Source organism: Cellulomonas sp. SLBN-39, from assembly GCF_006715865.1.
Classification (GTDB): Bacteria; Actinomycetota; Actinomycetes; order Actinomycetales; family Cellulomonadaceae; genus Cellulomonas.
Genome location: NZ_VFOA01000001.1, coordinates 83,194 through 102,691 on the forward strand (window position 1 = coordinate 83,194; position 19,498 = coordinate 102,691).

The window sequence follows — 19,498 nt, forward strand, 5'->3', positions numbered from 1 at the left end:
GTCGCACGTGCCGCCGGTCAGGCGAAGCGGGCGGACCGTTCTACGACGCGCCCGGCACCGGCCTGCGCGTCCCACGTGTAGACGGTCCGGCCCTCGACGAGCACGTGCTCGACCCGGGACATCACGTCCAGCGGGTCGCCGGACCACAGCACGACGTCCCCGTCGCGCCCCGGCTCGAGCGCCCCCACGCGGCCGTCGAGGCCGAAGAACGACGCGGGGTTCACCGTCAGCGCCTCGAGCGCGGTCTGCGGCGGCAGGCCCTCCTTGACGGCCAGCGACGCCTGGTGCACGAGGAAGTTGATCGGCACCACGGGGTGGTCGGTCGTGATCGCGACCCGCACACCGGCCGCCGCGAGCGTCGCCAGGTGCCCGATCGCCCGGTCCCGCAGCTCGACCTTCGACCGGCTGGTGAGCATCGGGCCGAAGACCACGGGCACGTCCCGCTCGGCCAGCACGTCCGCGATCTTGTGCGCCTCGGTGCCGTGGTTCACCACCAGCCGGTACCCGAACTCGTCCGCGAGCCGCAGGGCGGTGGCGATGTCGTCGTGCCGGTGCACGTGCTGGTCCCAGACCAGCTCGCCGTCGAGGACCCGCGCCAGGGTCTCCAGCGCCAGGTCGGGGGCGAACGGCTCGCCCTTCGTGGCGGCCGCGGCCCGCGCGGCCGCGTAGTGCCGGGCACGGGTGAACGCCTCGCGGATCACCAGGGCCGTGCCCAGCCGCGTCGACGGCATCTGCCGGCGCTCGCCGTAGACGCGCTTCGGGTTCTCCCCCAGCGCGGACTTCACCGACACCGACGCCGAGATCACCTGCTCGTCGACCGTGCGCCCGCCCCACGTCTTCATCGCCACCGACTGCCCGCCGATCGGGTTGCCCGACCCGGGCTTGACCACGACCGACGTCACACCCCCGGACAGCGCGTCGCGGAAGCCCTCGTCGTCGACGTTGACCGCGTCGACCGCCCGGACCGCCGCCGCGTTCGGCGTCGTCATCTCGTTGGTGTCGTCGCCCGCCTTGCCCTCGCCCTCCTCGTGCAGGCCCACGTGCCCGTGCGCCTCGACGAAGCCGGGCAGCACCCAGCGACCGGTCGCGTCGACGACCCGGGCACCCGCGGGCACCTCGACGTCCGTACCGACGGCGGTGATGCGCCCGTCGACGACGAGGACGGTGCCGCCCGGCACGGGCGGGGACGAGACGGGGACGACGTGACCGCCGACGACGGCGACGACCGAGGGGCTGGTGGAGGGGGAGGTCATGACCTCCACCGTACGTCGCACGGCCGACCGCCCCGCCGCGGGAGCGGGACGGCCGGCCGGGGCCCGGAGGGCGACCGGTGCAGGTCAGGGGCCCGTGCGGGTCAGGGGCTGGTGCAGCCCACCGACGGGGCGGTCGGGGCGGTGCCCGTGCCCTGGTAGCCGAGCTCGGTGGACGCGCCCGGGGCGAGCGCGCCGTTCCAGGCCGCGTTCGTCAGGCGCACGCCCGTGCCGTCGGCCGTGAGCACCGAGCTCCAGGAGTTCTGGACGGCCGTGGCCGGCACGCCGAGGCGCACGGTCCAGCCCTGCAGCGGCACCGACCCGGCGGTGACCCGCACGGTCGCGACCCAGCCGCCCGGCCATGCGCTGACGACCGTGTGCGTCGCGGTGCACGGCGCGGGCACCGCCGTGGGCGTCGAGGTCGGGGTCGGGGTGGGGCTCGGGGTCGGGGTCGGTGTGGGGGTCACGGTGGGCGTCGGGGTCACGGTGGGCGTGGGCGTCGGCGTGGGCGTCGCCCCGCCGGGCACGAGCGCCAGCGCCTGGGTCGCGGCCGGGTACCAGGTCGCGGCCATCCGCTGCGTCCCGGCGTCGTTCGGGTGCACGCCGTCACCGGTGTCCCGCGCCGGGTCCCACCCGGTCCAGTGGTCGACGACCCGCACCGGGGACGCCGCGGTCGACGTCGCCGCCGCCCACGCCGGGATCGCCGCGTTCAGGGCCTGCGTGCGCGCGGGGCACTCGGCGCACGACGGCGGGGCCACCGGGATGATCTGCGCCACGACCACGACCACCCGCGGGTCGACGGCGCGCATCTGCCCGACGAGCGTGGTGTACGCGGCGAGGATCTGCTGGGGCGTGCGGGCGCTCCACACGTCGTTCGTGCCGAAGTGCATGAGCACGACCTGGGGCCGGGTCGCGGCGAACCAGCCGGCGGCCTCCCCCGACGCCGCGACGTTCGTCACGAGCAGTCCGCCGTGGCCCTCGTTGTCGCCGTCGTGGGCGATGCCGCAGCCCTGCGGGGGCATGGTGCCCACCATGTCGAGCGCGTGCCCGTCGGCCACCAGCCGCTGGTGCAGCAGGGCGCGCCAGCAGCCGGGGTTGCCCGTGATGGAGTCGCCCAGCGCCATGACGCGGACCGGCTCCGCCACCGCGGCCGGCAGCGCCGACGGGACGGTCCCCGCCGAGGCGACCGCGGGCCCGGCCACCCCGGCCAGCAGGGCGAGGACCAGCGCGGCGAGGGTCGCCAGGGCGGCGCCCCGACGGGACGGTGCGGGCGGGCGGGGCGGCACCCGGTCGGGTGCGGGTCGCGCGGCAGGGCGCATGGTGGTCTCTCCTTCGACGACGGGCCCGCGCACGCGGGACGGGCCGAGCGTCCCGCGGGGCGCTCGGGCGCGGGCAGGGCACGAAGCGTTTCGCCCCGCGGCCGCCGCCCCGCCGCAGCAGCCTTCTCCGGGGCCGGGGCGGGCCCGGGGCAGGGCGTGGCAGGCTGTCGGCGTCGGGTCGGACGCAGGAGGTGGCATGGCCGAGGTGGTGCGCGCACGCGTGGACGCGTGGACGTGGGCGGTGCGGCTGTTCCCCACCCGCTCCGCCGCGGGGGCCGCCTGCCGCGCCGGCCACGTGCGCATCAACGGCGAGCGCGCCAAGCCCGCGACCCTCGTCGTCCCCGGCGACGAGGTGCAGGTGCGCGGCGGGGAGCGCGAGCGCCTCGTCGTGGTCCAGCGCCTGCTGGTCAAGCGCGTCTCGGCCGAGGTCGCCCGGGCCTGCTACCTCGACCGCTCCCCCGCGCCGCTGCCGCGCGAGCACGTGGCGATGGCCGGTCAGCGGGACCGGGGCGCGGGCCGACCCACCAAGCGCGAGCGCCGCGACATCGACCGGCTGCGCGGGCGCTGACGCGGTGGACCCGCGCGCGGCGCCGGACGGGGACGCGGGCGTCGTCGTGGCGGCTCCCGCCGTCGCGCTGCGCACGGCGCTGGGTCTGCGCCGCGGTGCGGGCGACCCGACGTGGCACGCGACGCCCGACGCGGTGTGGCACGCGCGCCCCACGCCGGAGGGGCCCGCGACCCTGCGGCTGCGGGCACGCCCGGACGGTGTCGAGGCGCACGCGTGGGGGCCGGGCGCGCGTGCCGCGCTCGCGGACGTGCCCGGGCTGCTGGGACGGCTCGACGACGTCACGGGCTTCGCCGCGCACCTGCACCCGGCGGTGCACGCCGCGGCCCGGGCGCACCCCGACCTGCGGCTGCCGCGCTCGGGCGAGGTCTGGCCGACCCTGGTGACAGCCGTCCTGGAGCAGCGGGTCGTGGGCCTGGACGCGCACGCGTCGTGGCGGCGGCTGGTCCTGCGGCACGGGGAGCCCGCGCCGGGGCCGGCGCCGGCCGGGCTGCGGGTGTGCCCCGCGCCGGGGGTGTGGGCGTCGCTGCCGGTGTGGGAGTGGCGCGGCGCCGGGGTGGACGCCCAGCGCTCGGGCGCGGTGCAGCGTGCGGCGGTCGTCGCGCACCGGTTCACCGCGGACCTGGAGCCCGGCGAGCTGGCCCGGCGGGTGCGGACGGTGGTCGGCATCGGCCCGTGGACGGCGGCCGAGACGACGGCGCGGGCGCTGGGCGACCCGGACGCCGTGCAGGTCGGCGACGCGCACCTGCCCCACCTGGTGGGCTGGGCGCTGACCGGCCGGCGCGCGGACGACGCCGGGATGCTGCACCTGCTGGCGCCGTGGGCGGGCCACCGCCAGCGGGTGATCGTGCTCCTCGAGCGCGCGTACCGCGGCCGGATGCCGACGTACGGCCCGCGCGCCCCGCGGGCACGCCCCCTGCGCTGAGCGGGGCGCCCCGAGGTGTGCCGCCCCCGGGCCTGTCGCATGATGGCCGTCAGGACGACCCCCCGACCGGAGGAGGACCCGTGGACGACGACCGACGCACGACCGACGGCCAGGTGGCACCCGACCCGGGCCGGGTCGTGGGCGCGGTGCTCGCGTTCGCGGCCTTCGTGGGCGCGTTCGCGCTGCTCACGCTCGGCTTCACGCTGGAGGGGACCACGGGCATGGTGGTGGTCGGGGCGGGGATCCTCCTGTTCGGCCTCGCCTACGCGATCCCGATGGGCGTGATGCCCGCGATCGAGGAGCGGGCCGCTCGAGGCTGACGTCCGGGCCTCGCCGCGACGGGCGTCCGGGACCGCGCGCGCGGTCGTCGTCGTGGCGGATGATGGGGGCGTGGACACACCCCGTATGAACGTCGAGTCCTTCAACCTGGACCACCGCACGGTGGACGCGCCGTACATCCGGCTCGCCGACCTCAAGGTGCTGCCCGCCGGTGACGTGCTGAGCAAGTACGACGTCCGGTTCACGCAGCCCAACGCCGCGCACCTGGAGATGCCGACGGTGCACTCCCTCGAGCACCTGTTCGCCGAGCACTCGCGCAACCACTCCGACCGCGTCCTGGACTTCTCGCCCATGGGCTGCCAGACGGGCTTCTACCTCATGCTGCAGGGCCGGTGGGACGACGCCGAGGTCGCCGACCTGGTCGCCGCGACCCTGACCGACGTGCTCGGCGCGACCGAGGTCCCCGCCGCCAACGAGGTGCAGTGCGGGTGGGGCGCCAACCACACCCTCGCCGGTGCGCAGGAGGCGGCCCGCACGTTCCTCGCCGCGCGGGACGGCTGGGCGCAGGTGACGCGCGCATGACCACCGCAGCGGACGCGGCCGGGTCCGTCGACGCGGTCGTGGTCGTCGCGATGACCGAGGAGTGCGCCCCGTTCCTGGCGCTGGCCCGCGAGGTCGGGCCCGAGGAGGTCGTCGGGCACGCCCGGCAGCGCGTCCTCGACCTGGACGGGGTGCGCGTCCTGCTCGTGCAGTGCGGCATCGGCATGGTGAACTCCGCCGCCGCGGCGGCGGTCGCCCTGCAGCGCGTGCGGCCGCGCGTCCTGGTCAGCGCGGGCAGCGCCGGCGGGCTGGGCGTGGGCGTGCACGTCGGCGACGTCGTCGTGGGCCGGACCTGCGTCAACGCGGGCGCCGACGCGCGCGCCTTCGGGTACGAGCTCGGCCAGGTGCCCGGCATGCCCGCGACCTACCCGGGCGACGAGGCCGTCGTCGCGGCCGCCGGCGCGCTCGGGACCGCGGACCAGCGGGTGCTGGTCGGCACGGTCCTGTCGAACGACGCCTTCGTGCACGCCGGCCTCGTCGACGGGCTGCGGACCGCGTTCCCGGAGGCGCTCGCCACCGACATGGAGTCGGCGGCGCTCGCGCAGACCTGCCACCAGTACGCCGTGCCGTTCGTCACGGTCCGCGGGATCTCCGACCTGTGCGGGCCCGCCGCCGACGACGACTTCCTCACGCACGTCGACGACGCCGCGGACCGCTCGGCGGCCGTGGTCGTGGCCGCTCTGCGGGCCGTCGTCGCCGGCTGAGCGACGCACCCGCGCCGTGACCGCCCGACGAGTCCGGGCGGTCACGGCGGTCTGCCCCTGACGTCGTCCGCGGGAATCACCTTGCCCGTCCCCGGGTTGTCGGGACGAGACTGAGGACGCCCCGGCGGCCGCCCGCGCGGGCGGCGTGCCCGCGTCCCGCACGAGCAGACAGGCAGACCCCGTGACCGACGCCACGCGCCCCCTGACCACCGACGCCCCGCCACCCGTGGCGGACGGCCCGGCCCCCGTGGCCCCGACCTCGATGACCCCGGCCCACCGCCTCGCGATCGGCCTGCTGCTGACGTCGACGTTCGTCGTCATCCTCAACGAGACCACCATGGGCGTCGCGCTGCCGTCGCTGATGGACTCCCTCGGCATCACCGCGGCGACCGGGCAGTGGCTGACCACCGGATTCCTGCTGACGATGGCCGTCGTCATCCCCGTCACCGGGTTCCTGCTGCAGCGCGTCACCACGCGCACCGCGTTCCTCACGGCCATGGGCCTGTTCTCGGCCGGGACGCTGGTGTGCGCGCTCGCGCCCGGGTTCGAGGTGCTGCTCGTCGGGCGCGTCGTGCAGGCCGGCGGCACCGCGATCATGCTGCCGCTGCTGATGACCACAGTCATGACCGTGACCCCCGTCGCGGGGCGGGGACGCACGATGGGCAACATCTCCGTCGTCATCTCCGTCGCGCCGGCCCTCGGCCCGACCCTGTCCGGGCTGGTGCTCAGCACCCTCGAGTGGCGGTGGATCTTCGGCCTCGTGCTGCCGATCGCGCTGGGGTCGCTGGTGCTGGGCGCCCTGCGCCTGACCGACGTCACCACCCCCGGGACGGCACGCATCGACGTGCTGTCCGTCGTGCTGTCCGCGCTCGGGTTCGGCGGGCTCGTGTTCGGCCTGTCGCACCTGGGCGAGGCCGCGACGGGCACCGTCCACGCGAGCACCGTCGTGGCGCTCGTCGTCGGCGGGACCGCCCTGACGCTGTTCGTGGCGCGGCAGCTGCGCCTGCAGCGCACCGACGCGGCCCTGCTGGACCTGCGCACCTTCCGCTCGCGGACCTTCGGCTCCGCCGTCGCCACCATGGCGATCATGATGATGTCGCTGTTCGGCGTGATCATCATGATCCCGATCTACGCGCAGCGGGTGCTGGGCCTCGACACGCTGGCCACCGGCCTGCTGCTGCTGCCCGGGGGCCTCGTCATGGGCCTGCTGGCCCCGGTCGTGGGTCGCGGGTACGACCGGTTCGGTCCCCGCCCGCTCCTGGTCCCGGGCACCGTGGCCGTGTCCGCCGCCGTGTGGGGGCTGACGCTGCTGGGCGAGCAGAGCGCACCGTGGATGCTGGTCGCGGCGCACATGACCATGTCGGTCGGGCTCGCGCTGGTGTTCACGCCGCTGTTCACGTCGGCGCTGGGGTCGTTGGCCCCGGGGCTGTACTCGCACGGCAGCGCCATGATCGGCACCGTGCAGCAGGTCGGTGGTGCCGCCGGCACGGCGGTGTTCGTCACGGTGCTCACCGCCGTGAGCACGAGCGCGACCGTCGGCGGCGCCGACCTCGTCGCCTCGACCGCGGCCGGCACGCACGCGGCGTTCCTCGTGGGCGGTGTGCTCACGCTCGTCGCGATCCCGCTGGCGCTGGGCGTGCGCCCGGCGCCGGCCGATGCCCCGGCCGTCGTCGCGCACTGACGGACGCACCGGCCCGCCCCCGACCGGCACGACCTCACCGGTCGGGGGCGGGGTCGCCCGCCGGTCCCCCGAGCTGCTCGACCGCGTCGAGGACGACCGCGTGCACGCGCGGGTCGTCGAGGACGCGGAAGTGGCCGTCGAGCGGCAGCCGCACGTTGACCGCCCCGGCGAGCCACGACCCGTCGGGCACGTGCGGGTCGAACCGTGCGTGCACCGACCAGACGCGGGCGTGCACGGCCACCTCCCGCGCCAGGGCCAGCACCTGCCGGTCGCGCGGGGACAGCGCACGCACGGCCCGCACCGGGAACCACCGGGCGTAGGCGGAGCCGGCGAACGGGGTGTTGACCGCCACGAGGCCCACGGCCCGCCCGGTGCGCGTCCCGACCGCGGCGGGCGGCCCGTCCGGCGCTCCCAGGACGAGCTTGCCGATGAGCCCGCCCTTGGAGTGCGCCACCAGGACGGCCCCGGTCAGGTCGAGCGACGCCAGCCGCCGGGCGACCAGGCGCGCCGACGCGTCGAGCGGCCGGTGGTTGCGCCCCAGCGCCGGCACCACGTGCACGGGGTGGCCGGCGTCGTGCAACGACCGCGCGAGGGTGGCCATCACGGGCCACGTCTCGTAGATCCCCGGCAGCAGCACCACCGGGGCTCGGTGCCCCGTGACCAGCGTGCGCGGGTCGGGCGGGTGCAGCAGCGCGCGGGCCTGCGCCCCGGCGATCCACGCGTAGTCGCGTCCCCAGGCCGCACCCCGCACGGCGACCTCCCGGGCGCGGGCCACGGCCCGTCCCGGCCCCGGCACCCCCCACGTCCCGCCCACCGCGCCTCCCCTGCGCTCCCGGCACCTGCGCCGTGCTGCTACCGGCCGACGTGCTCGAGCACCAGGTCGGCGACCTGGCGCGAGTGCTCGTAGATCACCGCGTGCGACGCGCCGGGCACCTCGACCCAGCGGCCCCGCGGCGCGAGGTCCGCGAGCTCGGCGACCCACGCGCGCGGCGCGACGTGGTCGTGCTCGCCCCGCACCACCACGACGGGCACGTCGACCGCCGGCAGCCGCTCCTCGATCGGGTACCGCAGCATCCGCGGCAGCACCGAGGCGAACCAGTGCGGCCCGCACTCGACGTACCCCTGGAGCGCGACCGCCCGGGTGCGGGCCGACTCGTGCCACGAGCTCTGCAGCAGGCGGGCGGCCTGCAGCGGCACCGACCGCTCACGGGAGTTCACCGGCGGCCCCACCAGCACCGCGTGCGTGGCGATCCCGGGGTGCGAGGCCAGCACCTCGGTGACGATCTGCGACCCCATCGAGTGCCCGACGAAGGTCGGCCGCTCCAGCCCGGCGTGCTCGACCCAGCGGGCGATCAGCTCGGCGAAGTCCGTGATCTCCAGGTGCCCGTGCGGGCGCGGCACGCCCGCGAACCCCGGCAGGTCCAGCAGGTGCACGGCACCGACGCGCCCCAGCACGACCGCGAGCCGCTCGAAGTACTGCGAGCTCACGCCGAGGCCGTGCACGAGCACGATGTCGTGCCGGTCCTCGAGCGGCACGTCGTGCGTCGCGTCGATCCACGTCGTCCACGTGCGCAGCGCCAGCCCGCCGATCCGCACCCGGTCGATGCGGACGTTCAGCCCGCTCGGTGCCTGCGACCCGCGCACCGTCTGCGGCATCGGCCCTCCCGCTCGCACCGCGACGCGCCGCGGACCGGGCGACCCGGGCGGGGCGCCGGGCCTGATGGTGCCACGGCACGCGCCCCCCGCGCCCGCCGTCACAGGATCGCGGGGGCGTCCGGCGCGAGACGACGCTGCAGGCCCGCACCCAGCGCGAGGCCCGCGAGCACGCCGAGGCTGATCGCGACCATGGTGGTGCCCGTCGTGACGATGGTCGTGACCGCCTGCTCCGTGCCCTGGCCGAGCGCCGACGTGACCCCCACCAGCCCGAGGGCCCCGGGCACGAGCACCCAGAACCCCGGCAGGAACGCGACGAGGAACGCCGGCCCGCGCGCCCGCGAGGCGGCGAGCATCGCCACCGGCGTCATCGCGAGGGCACCGACGAACGCGGAGACCACCGCGCCGAGCAGCAGCCCGCCGACGACCTGCCCGGCGTACGCGGTGAGCAGCACCACCGCGATCCACGGCAGCGACGTGCGGCGGGCGTCGTTGTGCAGCACCACCCCGACCGCGTAGACCAGGACCCCGACCCACGGGCCCGCCCAGCCCAGCGGGTGCGCGCTGGCCGTGCCGACCTCGGTGGCCGGGACGCCGACGAGCCCTGCCGCGGCGGTGATGCCGAGCGCGAGGAGCACGAGCTGCATGACGCCCGCAGCCAGGCGCGCGGACCCGGCGATCATCTGCCGCGTGGCCAGGTCGATCACGCCCGTGGTGAGCTGCGCCCCCGGCAGGAACGTCACGAGCGGCGCGACGAGCGGGGCGAGCAGGCCCACCGGCAGCCCGGTGCGCGCGAGCAGCAGCACCGGCACGGACACGAGGAACGCGCACGCCGCGACGAGCAGCCCCTGGTAGGCGCCCGGCACCCGGCCGGTCAGCAGCACGACGGCCGCCACCGCCCCGCCCAGCACGGTCGCGACCAGCACGTCGGCCCACCCGCCGCCGAGGACCATGGACAGGCCCGCGGCGATCGCGAGGTAGCCAACCAGGCGGACCAGCGGGGTCGACGGCGGCGGCGCGGCGAGCGTCGTGGCGAGCGCCCCCAGCCCGTCGCGCGGGCGCACGTCGCCGCGCACCGCACCGTCGGCGAGGTCGAGGACGTCCTGCACCTGGTCCAGCCGCAGGTTCCGTGACCCCGCGCCGGACACCGCCGTGTGCACGCCGCCCTCCCCCGCGACGGACACGAGCAGCGCGGTCGGGAAGGTCACGACCTGCGTGTCCGGCAGGTCGTTGACGGTGGCGACGCGTTCGAGCGTCCGGTTGACCTGGACGATCGGCGCCGCGGAGTCGACGAGCGCCTGGCCGAGCGCCACGAGGAACCGGACGGTCTCCGCCTGGCGTGCGGCGGGGTGCGGGTCGGCGGCCACGGCGTCGACGGGCGCCCCGGGAGCGGCGTCCGCGTCGTGCGGCGGCGCCGGGTCCCCGGCCGTGAGCACGAGCGTGGCCGGGCCGTCGACGTCGGCGGCCTGCGCGCGCGCACCGGGCTCGACGGCCGGGACCGTCGTGGCTGTCCCGTCGGCAGCGGTCCCGTCGGCAGCGCTCCCGTCGCGCGGTCCGGCCGGGACGCTGCCGGCCCGTCGTGTCGACCGCCACAGGGCCACCACCAGCACGGTCACGGCGAGCAGCACGAGCGCGGCGACGACGAGCGCGCCTGCCGGCAGGCCCGACGCCGTCACGGCGGGCGGCGACGTGAAGGCGGGCACCTCGACCGCCGGCGTGGTCGTGGTCGCGCTCGGCGACTGCCCCGGCGGGGTCACCGGGGCCGACGGCACGGCCGGGGCGGTCGTGGCCGGCGACGTCGGGACGGGCGTGGTGGTGGCTGCGGGGTCCGGGCCGGGGGTGGCGTCGTCGGTCGGGGGCGCCGCCGGAGCCGTCGTGGGGACGGCGGTGGGCGCGGTGGTCGTGGTCGGCGCGGGGGTCGCGGTGGCGGTGGCGGCGCCCGGCACGGCCGGTGCCGTGCCGTCCGGTGCGAGGGCGTCGGCCGGGGCCGGGTCGTCGGCCGGGGCTGCGGCCGTCACGGCTCGACCACGAACCCCGTCGCGCCCGTCGGCTCCTCGTCGGCGACGTCGACCGCACGGACCACCGCACCGGCCGGTCCGTGGCCGAACCAGCGCAGCATGGCCTCGACGTCGCCGACCGGCCCTTCGACGGCGGCCTCGACGGTGCCGTCGGGCCGGTTGCGCACCCAGCCGGCCACACCGAGGCGCGCGGCCTCGCGCGCCGCGGACCAGCGGAACCCGACGCCCTGCACGAGCCCGTGGACGACGGCTCGACGACGGATCACGGGCGTGTCCTCCGGGGTGCGCGGGTAGCGGCGGACCGGCGGCCCGTCCGCGTCGAGGCTACCGACGCGCGTCGTCCCCGCACGTCGTCACGGCCACCGGGCGGGCAGGATGGGTCCGTGACCGTCTCCGAGACCCGTGCGCCCCGCCATCTGCGATCGGCGCTGTTCGTCGACTTCGACAACGTCTACATCGGCCTGACCCGGCTGGACGCCGAGGCGGCGGAGGCGTTCGCGACGGACCCGGGCCACTGGCTGGCCGAGCTGGCGCACGGGTCGGGCACGGACGGGGAGATCACGCGCCGGTTCCTCGTGCTGGCGTGCTACCTCAATCCGTCGGTGTACTCCCGGTACCGGCCCAACTTCACGCGCGCCGGCTTCCAGGTGGTGGACTGCCCGTCGCTGACCCAGCAGGGCAAGTCCAGCGCCGACATCAACCTCGTGCTGGACGCGGTCGACGCCCTCGCGGCGCGCACCCGGTACGACGAGTTCGTCATCGTCTCGGCCGACGCGGACTTCACGCCGCTGGCGCAGCGGTGCCGGGCCGACGACCGCCGGGTCACGATCATCACGGCGAGCCCGGCGGCCAGCGCGTACCGCGCGGTCGCGGACCAGGTGATCGGTGCCGACGCCCTGGCCGACCTCGTGAGCCCGTCGGTGACGCCCCTGGACCAGCCGCCGGTCGCGCCCGTGGTGGTGCCCCCGGCGGCCGCACCGGCGGCGCGCACCGCCGAGCTGCCGGCGCAGCGCAGCACGGAGCCGGAGCCGGACGTCGCCGCCGCGGTGCTGGCGACGTCGGACGCCCGGGCCCGCAAGGCGGTGCTGCGCACGGTGCGCCGCGCGGACCGGCCGATGACGCTGGGGGCGGTGGCGCAGGTCGCGCTCGACGCCGACCCCGCGCTCGGCGGCACGGGCTGGGCCGGTGCGGGCGGGTTCGCCGCGTGGCTGGCCCGGGCGGTGCCCGAGGTCGCGGTCTCGACGCGGCCGCCGGGCCACGTGTGGGACCCGCAGCGCTTCGGCGAGGCGGACCTGCCGGGCGCGGTGGCGGACGCCGACCCCACGGCGCTGCAGCGGCAGGTCATCGCGGTGACCGACACCCCCGGGCTCAGCCAGCGGCACTACCGGGTGCTGCTGGAGACGCTCGCCAAGGACGTCGCGGCGCACCCGTTCGACCGGCAGACGACGACGCGACGGGTCTACGAGGCCTGCCAGTCCGCGGGGGCCATGGTGGGCCGGTCGACGGTGAACTTCGTGCTGTCCGGCGTCCTCTACACGGGCCTGTCGCTCGACGCGCGGCCGGGTGTGGGGCCGATCGCGTCGGCGTGGGCGGACAACGTGGTGGGTCTGTGCCGCGGCGCCCGCATGGACCTCACGGCCGGTGACGTGACGGCGATCCGCACCTGGGTCACGGGCGGCCTCCTGGACTGATCCGCCCGCCGGGTGCCCACCCGGCCCCGGCTCCACCCCGCCGACCCCGTCATCGGTGACGTCGTCTCCCACCGACCCGCCACCGATGACGGGGTCGGCGGTGGGTGTGCGAGCCGACCGGGACGACGACGCCCGCCGCCCCCGTCGTCCGTGGCGGCACCGGGAGGGGTGGCGTCACGGACGACGGGGTCGACGGGCGGGGTGGTCGACGAGGGCGACCGGCGGTGCGGTCGACCGGGCCGGTCAGGCCTGGGCGGGTGCCGCCGTGGGGGCGGTGAGGGCGGCCGGACCGCGGTACGTGCTCGAGTCGAGCCACAGGACGTAGAAGAACACGAGCGAGAGCAGCAGCAGGCCCACGGTGAAGCCGGTGCCGTGGCCGAACGACCGCGACAGGTCGTTCATGAGCAGGATCAGCACCACGACGTTGACGACAGGGACGAAGAGGAGCAGGAACCACCACCACGGACGGCCGACGATCTTGAGCATCACGAACGTGTTGTAGAGCGGGACGAAGCCCTGCCAGCGGGCCTCGCCGGCCTTGACGAAGAACCCGCCGACGGGCAGGCCCACGACGACGAGCGCGATGACGATCGAGATGAGCGAGCCGACGAGGGCACCGGCGGCCGCGGCCGGGTCCACCGTCGTGGTGGTCTGGGACAGAAGCGTGAGCATGGCGCGAAACGTAGCGGTGGCAGGTGCGGCGATGTGCCCGGTTCTCACAGATTTCACCCGTTCTGATCACACGGGACGCACAGGTCGCGCGGGCTCCACGCACCGACAGGCTGCGCCCGTGGCTCTCGTCACGGAATGCCCCGGACGCCGCACCCGGTTGGGACCAGGGTGACGACCCTCTCCGTGCTGGACCTCGTGCCCGTCCGATCCGACCAGAGCACCGCCGACGCGCTGGCGGCCACGCTCACGCTGGCCCGCGTCGCGGACGAGGTCGGCGCGCACCGCTACTGGGTCGCCGAGCACCACAACATGCCCGCGGTCGCGGCCACCAACGCACCCCTGCTCATGGCGATGGTCGCGGCGGCGACGACGCGGGTGCGGGTCGGGTCCGGCGGCGTCATGCTGCCGAACCACGCACCCCTGGTCGTCGCGGAGCAGATCGCCCTGCTCGAGGCGGCGCACCCCGGCCGCATCGACGTGGGCCTGGGGCGCGCCCCGGGCTCGGACCCCGTGACGAGCCACGTGCTGCGGCGCGGTCAGTCCGGCGGCGACGGTGTCGACACCTTCGACGAGGACGTCGAGACCCTCCGCTCGCTGGTCCGGCCCGACGGGGTCGTGGTCCGCGTCGGCACCGGGACCTACCCGCTGCGTGCGACGCCCCGCGCGACGACCGTGCCGCAGGTGTGGCTGCTGGGCTCGTCGTCGTACTCCGCGCAGCTCGCCGGGCGGCTCGGCCTGCCGTACGTGTTCGCCCACCACTTCGCCGGGCGCGGCACCGACGAGGCCGTGGCGCTGTACCGCCGCACCTTCGCGCCCTCGGACGAGCTGGCCGCGCCGCGCACGATCGCCGTGGTGAACGCAGCGGTCGCGCCCACCGCCGAGGAGGCCCACCGGCTCGCGCTGCCGCAGGTGCGCACCATGTGGCGGTTGCGGCAGGGCGTGCGGCTGGAGCCGCAGGAGCTCGTCGAGGACGCGGAGGCCGCTCCCCTGCCGGCGTCGGCGGACGCCGCACTGGCGGCGGTCACGGCGTCGTGGGTGGTCGGCGACCCCGCGGGTGCGGCGGCCCAGGTCCGGGAGCTGGCGGAGCGGCTCGGCACGGACGAGGTGATGGTCACCCCGGTCGCCGGTGCGGTGCGGGGCACGCCGGCCGACCGCTCGCCGGCCCGGGAGGCCACCCTCCGCCTCCTCGCGGACGCGCTCGCCTGACGGCACCGCCCGTCCGGGGCGACGGGCGCGGCCGGATCAGCTGCGGGCGAGGTGGGTGAGGACCTCGTAGTGGCTCGTGTGCGGGAACATGTCGAGCAGCTGCGCGCGGCGCGGGCGCAGCGACGGCATGGCCGCCAGGTCGCGGGCGAGCGAGCCCGCGTGGCACGAGGAGTACAGGACGTGCTCGACCCCGGACGCCTCGAGCCAGCCCGCGAGCTCGGGTCCGATCCCCCGGCGCGGCGGGTTCACCACGACGAGGTCCGGCGGCGTCGACGCGCCCAGCGCCGCAGCGGTGGCGTCGCCGGCCTCGAAGCGCACGTCGACGAGGCCGGCGTCGGCCGCGCTGCGGCGGGCACCGACGACCGCCTCGGCGCTGGTCTCGACGCCGAGGACGTGCCGCCCGGGTGCGGCGAGGTGCAGCGCGAACCCGCCGACGCCGCAGTACAGGTCCCACACGCTCGCCGGCGCGAGCTCGTCGGTCCAGGCGGCGGCCTGCCGGTAGAGCGCCGCGGCGACGTCGGCGCTGGTCTGGAAGAAGCTGCGGGGCCGCAGGTGCAGGTCCAGGTGGTTGACCCGCATGCGCAGCGTGTCGTGCACGGTCAGCACGACCTCGTCCGGCCCCTCGAGCACGGCCGCGTGCGCGGGCTGCACGTTGACGGACGCGACGACAAGACGCGGCAGCGCGTCCTGCAGCCACGGCAGGTGCTTGCGGATGCGGGCGAGCGCCTCGGTGCTGCGCAGCACGAGCCGGACCATGAGCTCGTCGTCGGGCGAGACGGTGACGAGCACGTGCTTGAGCTCGCCCCGCCGCGCGGGGACGTCGTAGGGCTCGATCCGCGCGCGCGTCACGAACGCGGCCAGGGGCGCGAGGGCCGCGGTCAGCGCGGGCGGGTAGAGCGGGCAGCCCTGCAGGTCGACCCCGTGGCCGTCGGCGTCGAGGATTCCGAGGGTGGGGGCGTCGACGGTGCCGGCGACGACCATCTTGGCCTTGTTGCGGAACCCGGACTCGGCGCTGGTGACCGGCGGGAGCCAGTGCAGGTCGGGCGGGTCGCCGAGCAGCGTGCGGACCTGCTGCTGCTTGTCGGCGACCTGCGCGGGGTAGGGGCGCTCGAGGAGCGTGCACGAGCGGCACGTCCCCGCGTCGAAGTACCCGCAGCGCACCGCCCCAGCGTACGGGCCGCCCGACGGGTGACGCGCTGGGCTCAGCCGAGCAGCGCGACCGCGAGCGCGGCCAGCCCGAGCGCGGGCAGGGCGGCCTGCGTGAGGCCGGAGCGCAGCCGCGACGGCGTGCGGGCGACGAGGACGACGCCGGCGAGGACCATGGACCCCGCCCCGGCGAGGACGAGGGCGACTCCCGCGGGGCGGTCACCGGTGGCCACGAGGACGACGCCGACGCCGGCGACGACCGCGAGGAACAGGTTGTAGAAGCCCTGGTTCCAGGCCATCTCGACGGTCGCCTCCGCCTGCTCGGGGGTGCCGCCGAAGGTGCGGCGCGCGACGGGCGCCGTCCACAGCAGCGACTCCAGGACGAAGATCCACACGTGCAGCAGCGCGCCGAGCGCGACGAGCACCAGTCCGAGCGTGAGCACGAGGCCCTCCCTTTTCTGAATCGATCGGTCCACAATGTACTGTACCGATCGATCCAGCACCACCCGTCGACCGCAGACCGGAGGAGTCGTGGGCCGCCCACCCTCGTTCGACCACGCCCAGGCCGTGACCGCCGCCCGCGACGTCTTCTGGGCGCGCGGCTACGACGCGACGTCGCTGGCGGACCTCGAGGACGCCACCGGCCTGTCCCGGTCAAGCCTGTACCACGCGTTCACCAGCAAGCACGGGCTCTTCGACGCAGCCGTCGAGGACTACCTCGCGACGGTGGTGGAACCCCTGCTGCGCCCGCTGCGCGACGACCCCGGCAGGGCAACGCTCCCCCGCCACTTCGAACGCCTCGCCCGCACGGTGGCGGCGCGGGCGGCCGAGGACCCGCGGCAGGGCTGCCTGCTGCTGGGCGTCGCGGCCGGTCTCGCGGGCCGCGACCCGCAGGCGAGGGCCACGGTGTCCGCCTACCGCGAGCGCGTGACCGGGGCGATGGACGCCGCGGTCGGGCACCGCTGGCCCGGGCTGGCCGACGACGAGCGCACGCACCGGGCGCGGGTCCTCACCGGCCTGCAGGTCGCCGGCCTCACGCTGGCCCGGGTCGACCCGCGCTCCGCGGCCGACGTGCTGCGCTCGGGAGCCCGGCAGGTGGAGGCCTGGGACTCCTGAGCGGGCCGGCACGCACCGCGTCGGGCGGGCGCCCCTCAGACGTGGAAGCGCGCGACCATCTGCTTGAGGTCGGCCGACATGCGCGCCACCTCGCTGACGGCCTGGGCGGACTCGACCGCGGCACGCGCGGTGAGCTCGGCGGCGATGGTCACGCCCCCGATGTTCTCGGCGATGTTCCCGGACCCGCTCGCCGCCTCAGTCACGGACCGGCTGATCTCGGCCGTGGTCGCCGTCTGCTCCTCGACGGCCGAGGCGATGGTCGACTGGTGGTCGCTGATCGACCCGATGACCTGCTCGATCGAGCCGATGGCGTCCACGGCGGCCCGGGTGTCCACCTGGATCGACTCGACGCGCTGGGCGATCTCGCCGGTCGCCTTGGCCGTCTCCTGGGCGAGCTCCTTGACCTCGCCGGCCACGACCGCGAACCCCTTGCCGGCCTCGCCCGCCCGGGCGGCCTCGATCGTGGCGTTCAGGGCCAGCAGGTTGGTCTGCTCGGCGATCTGCGTGATGAGCTTGACGACGTTGCCGATCTCCTGGCTCGAGACCCCGAGCCGGTCGATCGTCTCCCCGGCCGAGGACGTGGCCCGCACGGCCTCCTCGGCGACGCGCACGGCACCGGCGGCGCTCGAGGAGATCTCGCGGATCGACGCACCCATCTCCTCGACGCCTGCGGCCACGGCCTGCGTGTTCGCAGACACCTGCGACGCAGCGGCGGAGACGGACGCCGCCTGGACGGAGGTCTCCTCCGCCGTCGAACCGGTCTGGGCGCTGACGGTCGCCAGCTGCTCGGCCGCACCGGCGAGCGCCATGGAGGAGGCGTCGATCTCGACGCAGACGCCGCGCAGCGTCACGACGGCCGCGTCGAGGGCCCTGCCCACGTTCCCGGTCTCGTCCCGCGAGGTCAGGGAGGACGACTGCGTCAGGTCGCCGTCGGCCATGGCACGGGCCACGCGCTCGACGTGCCGGAGCCCGCCGACGATGGAGCCCGAGACCACGAGGGCCACCGCGCTCGCGAGCGTGACACCGGCGAGGAGCAGCACGACCACCTGGAGCCGGTTCGCGGCGACGTCGCGCTCGGCGTCGGCCGCGATCTGCGCCGCGCTGGCCTGGGCGTCGTCGACCATCGCGACGAGGGTGTCGGTCATCGCCGTGATCGTCGGCGCCGCGACCTGGTCGCGCGCCTCGATCCACCCGGCGTCGTCGCCCGCGCGGATCAGCGGGAAGAGCGTGTCCTCCGCCAGGCCGAGGTAGGCGTCGAGCTGGGCACGGTAGTCCTCGACGAGGGCGGTGCGCCCAGGGTCTCCCACGGCCCGGGAGGCGTACCGGTCGGCGGCGGTCGCGGCCTCCTGGGCCGCCGCCCGCGCCGCCTCCTCGTAGCGGTCCCACGCCTCCTCGTCGTCCGAGGCCGCCTGGTTGACGACGTTGAGCCGCATCTCGGTCGTCGCCCGGCGCATGACCGCGGCGTCGAGCAGCGACTGGACGCCGTCGTCGTACATCGTGCGCGTGCCCTGGGCGGTGCTCTGGAGGGCGAGCAGCCCGATCACCCCGACCAGCACCGCCACGAGCAGCGCGACGGTGGCGACCGCGAGGACCTGGACGCGGGTGCTGCGATGGCGCAGCACGTTGATCTTCTCGAGCACGGTGGACCCCCTGGGCGGCACGGCGACTTCTCCGACCGATCGGCGCGCCGGTCGCGCGCGCCGGAGGACGTTCGTCCCGGCGGCGGGTGAGGTGCGGACCGCGCCGGTAGCGTCGACGGGGTGCGGATGACCGAGGTGTCCGACGCTGTGCTCGTGGCGACGAGCAGGACAATGTCGACCACGTCCACGCTGCTGGTCGGCGGCGACCGGGGCGTCCTCGTCGACCCGGCGTGGTGGCCCGACGAGCTGGCCGGGATCGCCGACGACCTGGACGCGCTGGGCGTGCGCGTGACCGCGGGGTTCAGCACGCACGCCCATCACGACCACCTGCTGTGGCACCCCGGGTTGGGCGCGGCGCCACGATGGGCGTCGCCCGGCACGTGCGCGGTGGCGGCCCGGGACCGGGCTGCGCTGCTGGCGGACCTGACCGCCGAAGGCCCGTGGCCCGCCGACCTCGTCGAGCGGTTCGGGGACGTGCGGCCGCTGCCGCGCGGCTCCGCGTCGCCGCAGGGCGGGGCGGGCGGGTCGGGCGACGCGGGCACGGTGCTGCGGGTGCCGGAGCCGTTCGGCGCCGACGGGCCGGACGAGGACCTGCTGGCGGTGGTGCACGACGCGCACGCACCGGGGCACGCGGCGCTGTGGGCGCCTGCGCGCGGCGTGCTGCTGGTCGGGGACATGCTCAGCGACGTCGAGGTGCCGCTGCCGTTCGACCCCGACGACGTCCCGGCGTACCTCGCCGGGCTGGACGCGCTCGCACCGTGGGTCGCGCGCGCCGACGTGCTCGTGCCCGGGCACGGTGCACCGACGCACGACCCCGTGGCGCGCCTGGACGCCGACCGCCGGTACCTCGACGCGGTGCTCGGCGGACGCACCCCGGACGACCCGCGACTGGCCGACCCGGCGGCGCGGGCCGACCACGCCCGCCTGGTCGCGATCGTGGCCGGGCGCTGACGGTCGGACCGCTCGGGGCCGGCGGGCCAGGGACCTGCGGCCTGGTCGCGCCCTCCCCGCCGACGTAAGGTAGACGAACTAG

At 76.4% G+C, this 19,498-nt stretch carries 20 protein-coding genes; 10 read left to right on the plus strand and 10 right to left on the minus strand.

Translation table 11 applies throughout. The features are described 5' to 3' along the window. Nucleotides 1–17: 17 nt before the first annotated feature. Nucleotides 18–1,253 (minus strand): amidohydrolase, encoded by a 1,236-nt coding sequence (locus tag FBY24_RS00390; RefSeq protein WP_142157102.1) that lies wholly within the window; start codon nt 1,251–1,253, stop codon nt 18–20. 101 nt (nt 1,254–1,354) lie between these two features. Continuing rightward, the gene (locus FBY24_RS00395; RefSeq protein WP_142157105.1) at nt 1,355–2,569 is read right to left on the minus strand and encodes a GDSL-type esterase/lipase family protein; all 1,215 of its coding nucleotides are present in this window, start codon (nt 2,567–2,569) and stop codon (nt 1,355–1,357) included. A gap of 196 nt (nt 2,570–2,765) precedes the next feature. Between FBY24_RS00395 and FBY24_RS00400 the strand changes: the two genes are divergently transcribed. From FBY24_RS00400 to FBY24_RS00425, 6 genes are all read left to right on the plus strand, one after another. Further along, nucleotides 2,766–3,137: an RNA-binding S4 domain-containing protein gene (locus FBY24_RS00400; RefSeq protein WP_140460301.1), complete on the plus strand. Its 372-nt coding sequence runs from the start codon at nt 2,766–2,768 to the stop codon at nt 3,135–3,137. A gap of 4 nt (nt 3,138–3,141) precedes the next feature. Then, entirely contained in the window at nt 3,142–4,059 is a 918-nt protein-coding gene (locus tag FBY24_RS18860) for a DNA-3-methyladenine glycosylase (protein ID WP_160158391.1), read from the plus strand. Between the two features lie 80 nt (nt 4,060–4,139). After that, nucleotides 4,140–4,379, plus strand: a complete 240-nt coding sequence (locus FBY24_RS00410; RefSeq protein ID WP_142157107.1) for a hypothetical protein — start codon at nt 4,140–4,142, stop codon at nt 4,377–4,379. An 85-nt stretch (nt 4,380–4,464) separates the two neighbouring features. Beyond that, nucleotides 4,465–4,920, plus strand: a complete 456-nt coding sequence (locus FBY24_RS00415; RefSeq protein WP_142162969.1) for an S-ribosylhomocysteine lyase — start codon at nt 4,465–4,467, stop codon at nt 4,918–4,920. Continuing rightward, complete coding sequence (gene mtnN / locus FBY24_RS00420) at nt 4,917–5,642, plus strand: 5'-methylthioadenosine/S-adenosylhomocysteine nucleosidase (RefSeq protein WP_142157109.1); 726 nt, start codon at nt 4,917–4,919, stop codon at nt 5,640–5,642. The genes FBY24_RS00415 and mtnN overlap by 4 nt, the downstream gene beginning before the upstream one ends. Nucleotides 5,643–5,823: 181 nt before the next feature. Beyond that, nucleotides 5,824–7,323, plus strand: a complete 1,500-nt coding sequence (locus tag FBY24_RS00425; protein ID WP_370510949.1) for a DHA2 family efflux MFS transporter permease subunit — start codon at nt 5,824–5,826, stop codon at nt 7,321–7,323. Nucleotides 7,324–7,357: 34 nt separating this feature from the next. Here FBY24_RS00425 and FBY24_RS00430 read toward each other — a convergent pair whose 3' ends face one another. The 4 genes from FBY24_RS00430 to FBY24_RS00445 form a co-directional block, all read right to left on the minus strand. After that, the gene (locus FBY24_RS00430; protein ID WP_255432130.1) at nt 7,358–8,098 is read right to left on the minus strand and encodes a triacylglycerol lipase; all 741 of its coding nucleotides are present in this window, start codon (nt 8,096–8,098) and stop codon (nt 7,358–7,360) included. A 77-nt stretch (nt 8,099–8,175) separates the two neighbouring features. Beyond that, complete coding sequence (locus tag FBY24_RS00435; protein WP_142157111.1) at nt 8,176–8,979, minus strand: alpha/beta fold hydrolase; 804 nt, start codon at nt 8,977–8,979, stop codon at nt 8,176–8,178. Nucleotides 8,980–9,077: 98 nt separating this feature from the next. Then, the gene (locus FBY24_RS00440) at nt 9,078–10,994 is read right to left on the minus strand and encodes a threonine/serine exporter ThrE family protein (protein ID WP_142157113.1); all 1,917 of its coding nucleotides are present in this window, start codon (nt 10,992–10,994) and stop codon (nt 9,078–9,080) included. Continuing rightward, entirely contained in the window at nt 10,991–11,260 is a 270-nt protein-coding gene (locus tag FBY24_RS00445; protein WP_142157115.1) for an acylphosphatase, read from the minus strand. The genes FBY24_RS00440 and FBY24_RS00445 overlap by 4 nt, the downstream gene beginning before the upstream one ends. Before the next feature lie 117 nt (nt 11,261–11,377). On the opposite strand from FBY24_RS00445, the gene FBY24_RS19630 reads away from it, so the two are divergent. After that, nucleotides 11,378–12,685, plus strand: coding sequence for an NYN domain-containing protein (locus FBY24_RS19630; protein ID WP_160158392.1), 1,308 nt, complete (start codon nt 11,378–11,380; stop codon nt 12,683–12,685). Between the two features lie 243 nt (nt 12,686–12,928). On the opposite strand, the gene FBY24_RS00455 is transcribed toward FBY24_RS19630, so the two are convergent. Continuing rightward, the gene (locus FBY24_RS00455) at nt 12,929–13,357 is read right to left on the minus strand and encodes a DUF5684 domain-containing protein (RefSeq protein WP_142157119.1); all 429 of its coding nucleotides are present in this window, start codon (nt 13,355–13,357) and stop codon (nt 12,929–12,931) included. 168 nt (nt 13,358–13,525) lie between these two features. Here FBY24_RS00455 and FBY24_RS00460 point away from each other — a divergent pair, with 168 nt between their 5' ends. Beyond that, the gene (locus FBY24_RS00460; RefSeq protein WP_370510950.1) at nt 13,526–14,563 is read left to right on the plus strand and encodes an LLM class flavin-dependent oxidoreductase; all 1,038 of its coding nucleotides are present in this window, start codon (nt 13,526–13,528) and stop codon (nt 14,561–14,563) included. A 36-nt stretch (nt 14,564–14,599) separates the two neighbouring features. On the opposite strand, the gene rlmC is transcribed toward FBY24_RS00460, so the two are convergent. Further along, on the minus strand, nt 14,600–15,724 hold the full coding sequence (gene rlmC / locus FBY24_RS00465; protein WP_142157123.1) for a 23S rRNA (uracil(747)-C(5))-methyltransferase RlmC: 1,125 nt from the start codon (nt 15,722–15,724) through the stop codon (nt 14,600–14,602). Between the two features lie 41 nt (nt 15,725–15,765). Then, nucleotides 15,766–16,152: a DUF1304 domain-containing protein gene (locus FBY24_RS00470; protein ID WP_142157125.1), complete on the minus strand. Its 387-nt coding sequence runs from the start codon at nt 16,150–16,152 to the stop codon at nt 15,766–15,768. An 88-nt stretch (nt 16,153–16,240) separates the two neighbouring features. Here FBY24_RS00470 and FBY24_RS00475 point away from each other — a divergent pair, with 88 nt between their 5' ends. Next, nucleotides 16,241–16,825: a TetR/AcrR family transcriptional regulator gene (locus FBY24_RS00475; RefSeq protein WP_160158393.1), complete on the plus strand. Its 585-nt coding sequence runs from the start codon at nt 16,241–16,243 to the stop codon at nt 16,823–16,825. 35 nt (nt 16,826–16,860) lie between these two features. Here FBY24_RS00475 and FBY24_RS00480 read toward each other — a convergent pair whose 3' ends face one another. Then, a complete protein-coding gene (locus FBY24_RS00480; protein ID WP_142157129.1) occupies nt 16,861–18,486 on the minus strand; it encodes a methyl-accepting chemotaxis protein in 1,626 nt (541 codons plus the stop codon). Between the two features lie 105 nt (nt 18,487–18,591). Here FBY24_RS00480 and FBY24_RS00485 point away from each other — a divergent pair, with 105 nt between their 5' ends. Then, nucleotides 18,592–19,416: an MBL fold metallo-hydrolase gene (locus FBY24_RS00485; RefSeq protein ID WP_255432131.1), complete on the plus strand. Its 825-nt coding sequence runs from the start codon at nt 18,592–18,594 to the stop codon at nt 19,414–19,416. Nucleotides 19,417–19,498: the final 82 nt, after the last annotated feature.